This window comes from Merdimmobilis hominis (genome assembly GCF_016901855.1).
Classification (GTDB): domain Bacteria; phylum Bacillota; class Clostridia; order Oscillospirales; family Ruminococcaceae; genus Paludihabitans.
In genome coordinates, this window is sequence record NZ_JACJKY010000039.1 from 1 (window position 1) to 7,462 (window position 7,462).

8 protein-coding genes, 2 tRNA genes and 1 riboswitch are annotated in these 7,462 nt (G+C 51.0%); all 10 genes read left to right on the forward strand.

Annotation, left to right across the window (positions count from 1 at the left end; all coding sequences use genetic code 11):
• Positions 1-609: 609 nt before the first annotated feature.
• Positions 610-718, forward strand: a riboswitch (TPP riboswitch).
• A gap of 67 nt (positions 719-785) precedes the next feature.
• The 10 genes from thiS (at position 786) to H6A12_RS12705 (ending at position 7,440) form a co-directional block, all read left to right on the forward strand.
• Positions 786-980: a sulfur carrier protein ThiS gene (gene thiS / locus H6A12_RS12660; protein ID WP_204448387.1), complete on the forward strand. Its 195-nt coding sequence runs from the start codon at positions 786-788 to the stop codon at positions 978-980.
• 2 nt (positions 981-982) lie between these two features.
• On the forward strand, positions 983-1,624 hold the full coding sequence (gene thiF / locus H6A12_RS12665; RefSeq protein ID WP_204448388.1) for a thiamine biosynthesis protein ThiF: 642 nt from the start codon (positions 983-985) through the stop codon (positions 1,622-1,624).
• A gap of 18 nt (positions 1,625-1,642) precedes the next feature.
• Positions 1,643-2,416, forward strand: a complete 774-nt coding sequence (locus H6A12_RS12670) for a thiazole synthase (RefSeq protein ID WP_204448389.1) — start codon at positions 1,643-1,645, stop codon at positions 2,414-2,416.
• 11 nt (positions 2,417-2,427) lie between these two features.
• Positions 2,428-3,681: a 2-iminoacetate synthase ThiH gene (thiH, locus tag H6A12_RS12675; RefSeq protein WP_204448390.1), complete on the forward strand. Its 1,254-nt coding sequence runs from the start codon at positions 2,428-2,430 to the stop codon at positions 3,679-3,681.
• Positions 3,674-4,282 (forward strand): thiamine phosphate synthase, encoded by a 609-nt coding sequence (locus H6A12_RS12680; protein WP_204448391.1) that lies wholly within the window; start codon positions 3,674-3,676, stop codon positions 4,280-4,282. The genes thiH and H6A12_RS12680 overlap by 8 nt, the downstream gene beginning before the upstream one ends.
• Positions 4,279-4,923, forward strand: a complete 645-nt coding sequence (gene thiE / locus H6A12_RS12685; protein WP_204448392.1) for a thiamine phosphate synthase — start codon at positions 4,279-4,281, stop codon at positions 4,921-4,923. The genes H6A12_RS12680 and thiE overlap by 4 nt, the downstream gene beginning before the upstream one ends.
• 75 nt (positions 4,924-4,998) lie before the next feature.
• On the forward strand, positions 4,999-5,793 hold the full coding sequence (gene thiD, locus H6A12_RS12690; RefSeq protein WP_204448393.1) for a bifunctional hydroxymethylpyrimidine kinase/phosphomethylpyrimidine kinase: 795 nt from the start codon (positions 4,999-5,001) through the stop codon (positions 5,791-5,793).
• Between the two features lie 14 nt (positions 5,794-5,807).
• Positions 5,808-7,118: a phosphomethylpyrimidine synthase ThiC gene (gene thiC / locus H6A12_RS12695; RefSeq protein WP_204448394.1), complete on the forward strand. Its 1,311-nt coding sequence runs from the start codon at positions 5,808-5,810 to the stop codon at positions 7,116-7,118.
• A 142-nt stretch (positions 7,119-7,260) separates the two neighbouring features.
• A tRNA-Thr gene (locus H6A12_RS12700) sits at positions 7,261-7,336 on the forward strand.
• An 18-nt stretch (positions 7,337-7,354) separates the two neighbouring features.
• A tRNA-Tyr gene (locus H6A12_RS12705) sits at positions 7,355-7,440 on the forward strand.
• The last annotated feature ends 22 nt before the right edge of the window (positions 7,441-7,462 follow it).

Below are 7,462 nucleotides of genomic sequence, written 5' to 3' on the forward strand. Positions count from 1 at the left end.
CCAAAGGGGGCAGACTGTAAATCTGTTGCTTTTCAGCTTCGATGGTTCGAATCCATCATCTCCCACCAAATAAGAGCAATTCGCTTTTGCGGATTGCTCTTATTTTTTTGTAGATGGATTCGATAGGAGCGGTGTAAGAAAACAGTCCAGTGCACCTGCGGTGGGCAACTCGCGCACGAAGTGTTTCGCTTTGCTTTTGAAAAGCAATGCCCGCGTCGGGGATGAAAGAGTCAAACGGGCTTATCCCGCACCTGCGGTGGGCAACCCGCGCACGATAGGTTTAATTTTGCTTTTGAAAAGTGACACCCGCGTCGGGGAGGATGAAAGAGTCAAACGGGCTTATCCCGCACCTGCGGTGGGCAACCCGCGCTCGAAGTGTTTCGCTTTGCTTTTGAAAAGTGACACCCGCGTCGGGGATGAAAGAGTCAAACGGGCTTAGCCCGCACCTGCGGTGGGCGATTCGCGCACGATGGGTTTTGTTTTGCTTTTGAAAAGTGACACCCGCGCCGAGGATGAAAGAGTTAAACGGGCTTATCCCGCACCTGCGGTGGGCGATTCACAAGCGTATCTTGCTTGCAATTATCAATGAAAGAGCGTATAATAGAAAAAAACAAAACACAGGGGAGCTTGTATTGGCAGGCTGAGAGGAAGTCATCAACTTCGACCCTTTAACCTGATGCGGATAATGCCGCCGTAGGAAGCCGTTTACATACGCGTTTTACAGGAGGCATCATTCGGATGCCTCCTGTTTTTGTTTTCGTTTTTTACAGTCAGGAGGGTTTTAGATGGTACGCATCAACGGAACAGACGAAGATGTTTGCGGCATGACGATTGCTTCCTATCTTGCAGAAAATCAGTATGATTCTACACGCATCGCTGTCGAAAAAAACGGTGAGATTGTGCCGAAATCGCAGTATGATACCGCCACCCTGTGCGACGGTGATACAGTCGAAATAGTCCGCTTTGTGGGAGGCGGTTAAGTATGAATCAGATTCCTACAAAAGAAGAAATGACTGCGGCACTGCAGGCGCGCATCGGCGTACCGCTTCAGCAGACTTTTCAAAAATCCACTGTGGCAGTCTGCGGACTGGGCGGACTTGGCTCGCACATCGCGTATGCACTGGCGCGTGCCGGCGTCGGAACGCTTATTCTGATTGATTTTGACACGGTGGATCTGTCGAATTTGAATCGTCAGCAATACGGCGTTTCGCAGCTCGGACAACCAAAAGCAGCCGCACTCGCAGACGGGATTCGTGAGGCTGCACCGTATGTTGTGACGATTCCACATGCCGTTCGTCTGACACGGGAGAATATCCCGGCACTGGTTCGGGATGCGGATGTCATATGCGAAGCATTCGATCAGCCGGACGAAAAAAGTATGCTGGTGGACACGGTGCTCGAAACATTCCCGGAGAAATATATCGTTGCTGCTTCGGGAATGGCAGGCTTGTCGGGCGCCAACAGCATAAAAACGCGCAGAATTACGAAACGATTTTATCTTTGCGGGGACGGTGTCAGCGATGTTGCGGACGATATCGGACTCGTTTGTCCGCGGGTGATGCTGTGTGCGGCGCATCAGGCGCAGGCAGTGCTGCGCATCCTTGCAGGACAGTTTGATGTTTAACAGAAAGAAGGCTTTATCATGCAAAACAATGATCCGCTCGTAATTGGCGGGCATACATTTGACTCACGATTCATTTTGGGCTCGGGAAAATATTCGCTCCGCTTGATTGAAGCGGCAGTAAAAGATGCGGGTGCGCAGATGATTACACTGGCCGTTCGGCGTGCCAATACAAAAGAACAGGAAAATATTTTGGACTATATTCCAAAAGGCGTGACACTTCTGCCGAACACATCGGGTGCAAGAAACGCGCAGGAGGCAATCCGCATCGCAAGACTGGCGCGGGAGCTTGGCTGCGGTGATTTTGTCAAAGTCGAGATCATGCGCGATACCAAATATTTGCTGCCGGACAATGCCGAAACGATCAAGGCAACAGAAGTGCTTGCAAACGAAGGATTCATCGTCATGCCGTATATGTATCCGGATTTGAACGTGGCGCGTGATTTGGTAAACGCCGGCGCCGCATCGATCATGCCGCTGGCGGCGCCCATCGGTTCAAACAACGGACTGGCAACCCGTTCGTTTATTCAGATTCTGATTGATGAAATCGATCTTCCGATCATCGTAGACGCCGGAATCGGACGTCCGTCGCAGGCGTGCGAGGCAATGGAAATGGGTGCTGCGGCAATCATGGCGAATACCGCGCTTGCAACCGCAGGAGATCTGACACTGATGGCTTCTGCATTCCGCAAAGCGATCGAGGCAGGAAGAAGCGCATATTTGTCCGGACTTGGACGCGTGCTCGTCAGAGGCGCAAGCGCATCGGACCCGCTGACCGGATTTTTGCACGATTGAGAGGGTCGAGTATGGAAAATCAGTTTTTTGTCGATTCCACATTTTTGTCAAAAGAAGCGCTCGCCAAAAAGCACCGCCTGGAAACAGATCCGTCGTTTCGCAAAAACCATATGGAATACCTTCCGGATATGGAGCAGATCGACTCGGATATCTGTCAAAAAGTGCTTGCACAGATGAACACATTTGACGATGCAGCGTATACCGCCGCCGATGTCAAAGCGGCACTCCAGCATGAAACGTGTTCGATTGAGGATTTTAAAGCACTGCTGTCGTCTGCGGCAGAGCCGTTTCTTGAAGAGATGGCACAGAAAGCACGCCTTGAAACAAGAAAGCATTTCGGCAACAGCGTCTATTTGTTCACACCGCTTTACATTGCAAATTACTGCGAGAATTACTGCGTGTACTGCGGATTTAACTGCTATAACCACATCAACCGCATGAAGCTTTCCTATGAACAGATCGAGCATGAAATGCAGGTCATTGCCGAAAGCGGCATGGAGGAGGTTCTCATTCTGACGGGCGAAAGCCGTTCGCAGAGCGATGTGCACTATATCGGTGAGGCATGTAAGCTCGCGCGCAAGTATTTTCGCATGGTGGGACTTGAGATTTATCCGGTCAATACGGATGAATACCGCTATCTGCATGAATGCGGCGCCGATTATGTCACAGTATTTCAGGAGACATATGACAGCGATAAATACGAAACGCTTCATTTGATGGGACACAAGCGGGTTTGGCCGTATCGGTTTGATGCACAGGAGCGTGCGCTGATGGGCGGTATGCGCGGCGTCGGATTTTCTGCACTGCTTGGCCTTTCAAATTTTCGAAAGGATGCGCTGGCGAGTGCCTTGCATGTGTATTATTTACAGCGGAAATATCCGTCGGCGGAGATGTCGCTTTCGTGTCCGCGGCTGCGGCCGATCATCAACAACGACAAAATCAACCCGCTCGATGTGGGAGAAAAACAGCTTTGTCAGGTGCTGTGCGCATACCGCATCTTTCTTCCGTTTGTGGGCATCACGGTTTCGTCCCGTGAGAGTGCGTCATTCCGCAACGGCATCGTGAAAATTGCGGCAACCAAAGTCTCGGCCGGCGTTTCCACAGGAATCGGCGATCACGAGAGCAAATACACCGGAAAGGAATCGGACGGCAGCGAGGGCGACGAGCAGTTTGAAATCAGCGACAGCCGCAGCTTTGATACCATGTATCATGACATGGAAGACGAGGGACTGCAGCCCGTGCTGAACGATTATCTGTATGTTTAAGCTTTTATGTGTGACAAACCGTGCGCTTTGCAGGGAACCGTTTTTAGACCGGATCGAAGCGGTTACCGCAAGCGGGATTGACGGCATCATTCTGCGCGAAAAGGAAATGACGGCGCAGGAATATGAAACACTGGCATCAGAGGTGATGCGGATTTGCCGTGCGCATGATATTCTATGTATTCTGCATTCGTTTGTCGATCCGGCAATTTCGCTTCATGCAGAGGCGATTCATCTGCCGCTTCCGGTTCTTAGAACGCTCACCGATGCACAAAAATCGCAGTTTCGCATCATCGGCGCATCGTGTCACAGCGTCGAAGATGCAAAAGAGGCACAGCGTCTTGGCTGTACGTATCTGACATTTGGCCATGTGTTTGCAACCGACTGCAAAAAAGGCGTCCCGCCGCGGGGAATCGACTGTTTAAAAGACGTGTGCCGCGCCGTTTCTGTGCCGGTGTTTGCCATCGGCGGGATCAGTGATGCACGTATTGGCGCGCTGCAGCAAGCCGGTGCGCAGGGCGCATGTCTGATGAGCAGTCTGATGCAGTGCGAACAGGTGAACGACTATGTGCGCACGTTGTTGAAAGCGGGGGAAGAAGAATGAAAAGCATACGCGAACAGCTGCTTTTATATGCAGTGACCGACCGTTCGTGGACGGGGAGGCAGTCACTGTATGAGCAGGTGGAATGTGCGTTAAAGGGCGGCGTCACGATGGTTCAGCTCCGGGAAAAGGAGCAGAACGACGATGCTTTTTTAGAAGAAGCGATTCAAATGAAAGCGCTGTGTCATCGGTACGGTGTGCCGCTGATTATCAATGACCGGCTGTCTGTTGCGCTCAAAAGCGGCGCCGACGGAATTCATGTAGGCGCCGAGGATGAGCCGGTGGAAACGATCCGGCAGATTGCCGGCAAGGATTTTATCATCGGCGCGACAGCCAAAACGGTCGAGCAGGCAAAACGTGCACAATCACAGGGCGCAGATTATTTGGGCGTCGGCGCTGTGTTTGGCTCGCCGACCAAAAAGAATGCGATTCGCATTACGGAAAAACAGCTCTGTGAGATTTGCAGTGCCGTGTCGATTCCTGCGGTTGCAATCGGCGGAATTGACGAAACAAATATTGATTCACTCAAGGGCGCGCCGATTGCAGGTGTTGCAGTGGTATCCGCCATTTTTTCGAAAGCGGATATTGAAGCGGCATCCCGTAACCTTCTTCGTGCAGCCGAGCAGGTGACAAGTACTTTTTAAAAGAAGAAAGCGGCAGATTGGGGGCACCACCTTTTGTCGCTATACAAAAATAATGCGAAAAAAGGAGAAAACGAGATGAAAACAGCATTATCAATCGCTGGAAGCGATTCCAGCGGAGGCGCCGGGATTCAAGCAGATTTGAAAACGATGACGATGAATGGTGTTTATGCGATGAGCGCAGTCACTGCGCTCACTGCACAGAACACAACCGGCGTGACGGCCATTTTGAATGTGCCGGCTGAATTTTTAGCAAAACAAATTGACGCCGTATTTGAAGATATCCGTCCGGATGCGGTGAAAATCGGGATGGTTTCTTCAGCGGAACTGATTGAAACGATTGCAAAGCGGCTCTGCGCACATCATGCGGTCAACATTGTGGTGGACCCTGTGATGATTGCAACGAGCGGCGCAAGACTGATTGATCCTGCGGCCGTTTCGGCGCTCAAAGAGAAGCTTTTGCCGATTGCGCGTGTTGTCACGCCAAACATTCCTGAAGCAGAGGTGCTTTCCGGAATGAAAATCGAAACAAAACAGGACATGGAAACGGCATCGAAACAAATCTGCGCGCAGTATCGCTGTGCAGTGTTGTGCAAAGGCGGCCACAGCTTAAACGATGCAAACGATTTGCTGTGTACACCGGACGGCACGCTTAGATGGTTTGAGGGAAAACGCATCGACAATCCGAATACACACGGGACAGGATGTACGCTGTCGAGTGCCATTGCGGCAAACTTGGCAAAAGGTGCGCCGCTTGACGAAGCGATTCGCCGTGCAAAGGAATATCTGTCGGGTGCATTGGCTGATATGCTCGATTTAGGGCATGGCAGCGGTCCGATGAATCACGCATATTTGCTTTCATGCAATGAATAAGGAGGAAGAACACAATGATGCAGTACACAACACAGATGGATGCAGCGAGAAAAGGAATTGTTACACCGCAGATTGAAACAGTGGCAAAAAAAGAACACATGCCGGTGGAAGAGCTTATGGCACTTGTGGCACAGGGAAAGGTCGCAATCTGTGCAAATAAGCATCACACCTGCTTGGACCCTGAGGGCGTGGGCAGTATGCTGCGTACCAAAATCAATGTAAACCTCGGCGTATCGAGAGACTGCAAGGATTATGACATTGAAATGCAGAAGGTGATGAGCGCCGTTTCGCTGGGCGCAGAGTCGATCATGGATCTTTCAAGCCACGGAGATACACAGCCGTTTCGCAGAAAGCTCACAAGCGAGTGTCCCGCTATGATCGGCACCGTGCCGGTTTATGACAGCGTGATTCACTATCAGCGCGACTTGAGTACACTTACCGCACAGGATTTTATCGATGTGGTGCGGCTTCATGCAGAGGACGGCGTGGATTTTGTGACACTGCACTGCGGGATTACGAAAAAGACGATTGAACAGATCAAACAGCATAAGCGGAAAATGAATATTGTCAGCCGCGGCGGCAGTTTGGTGTTTGCGTGGATGAGCATGACGGGACAGGAAAACCCGTTTTATGAATATTTTGATGAGATTCTTGACATTTGTGAAGCGCACGACGTCACCATTTCGCTCGGTGATGCATGCCGTCCGGGCTGCTTAGCGGATGCAACCGATGTGTGTCAGATTGAGGAGCTTGTGCGGCTCGGTGAATTAACAAAGCGGGCATGGGCGCACAATGTGCAGGTGATGGTGGAAGGACCGGGACATGTGCCGCTCGATCAGGTTGCAGCCAATATGAAAGTGCAGCAGACAATCTGCATGGGCGCACCGTTTTATGTGCTGGGGCCGCTTGTAACCGATATTGCACCGGGATATGATCATATTACTGCGGCAATCGGCGGTGCGGTAGCTGCGATGAACGGTGCAGCATTCTTGTGCTATGTCACACCGGCGGAGCATTTGGCGCTTCCGAATGTGGACGATGTAAAACAGGGCATTATCGCGTCGAAAATTGCAGCGCATGCCGCAGATATTGCAAAAGGCATTCCCGGCGCAAGAGAAATTGACGACAAAATGGCCGATGCAAGACGGAATCTTGACTGGGACAAGCAGTTTGCCTGTGCGCTTGATCCCGAAACAGCGAAACAGATTCGTGACAGCAGAAAGCCGGAGGACGATCACAGCGATACATGCAGTATGTGCGGAAAATTCTGTGCCGTGCGGAGCATGAACAAGGCGCTGGCCGGCGAATATATTGATATACTGTAATCAGAGAAGACCCGCGTGCATTGTTTGATGCACGCGGGTCTTTTATATAAAGGGAGAAAAGGCGTTTAAAATTTAAAAAAATCGAAAATTAGGGGTTGACTTTTTGATAAATGATGTGCTATAATAATCAAGCACGAAACGTGCTGGTGTAGCTCAGTTGGTAGAGCAGCTGATTTGTAATCAGCAGGTCGGGGGTTCGAGTCCGTCCACCAGCTCCACTTTTGTGTTTTATATGTGGGAGATTTCCCGAGCGGCCAAAGGGGGCAGACTGTAAATCTGTTGCTTTTCAGCTTCGATGGTTCGAATCCATCATCTCCCACCAAATAAGAGCAATTCGCTTTTGC

Excerpts from the sequence above, each read along its gene's own strand:
- thiS (WP_204448387.1), top strand. The coding sequence starts at position 786 with ATGGTACGCATCAACGGAACAGACGAAGATGTTTGCGGCATGACGATT.
- thiF (WP_204448388.1), top strand. The coding sequence starts at position 983 with ATGAATCAGATTCCTACAAAAGAAGAAATGACTGCGGCACTGCAGGCG.
- H6A12_RS12670 (WP_204448389.1), top strand. The coding sequence starts at position 1,643 with ATGCAAAACAATGATCCGCTCGTAATTGGCGGGCATACATTTGACTCA.
- thiH (WP_204448390.1), top strand. The coding sequence starts at position 2,428 with ATGGAAAATCAGTTTTTTGTCGATTCCACATTTTTGTCAAAAGAAGCG.
- H6A12_RS12680 (WP_204448391.1), top strand. The coding sequence starts at position 3,674 with ATGTTTAAGCTTTTATGTGTGACAAACCGTGCGCTTTGCAGGGAACCG.
- thiE (WP_204448392.1), top strand. The coding sequence starts at position 4,279 with ATGAAAAGCATACGCGAACAGCTGCTTTTATATGCAGTGACCGACCGT.
- thiD (WP_204448393.1), top strand. The coding sequence starts at position 4,999 with ATGAAAACAGCATTATCAATCGCTGGAAGCGATTCCAGCGGAGGCGCC.
- thiC (WP_204448394.1), top strand. The coding sequence starts at position 5,808 with ATGATGCAGTACACAACACAGATGGATGCAGCGAGAAAAGGAATTGTT.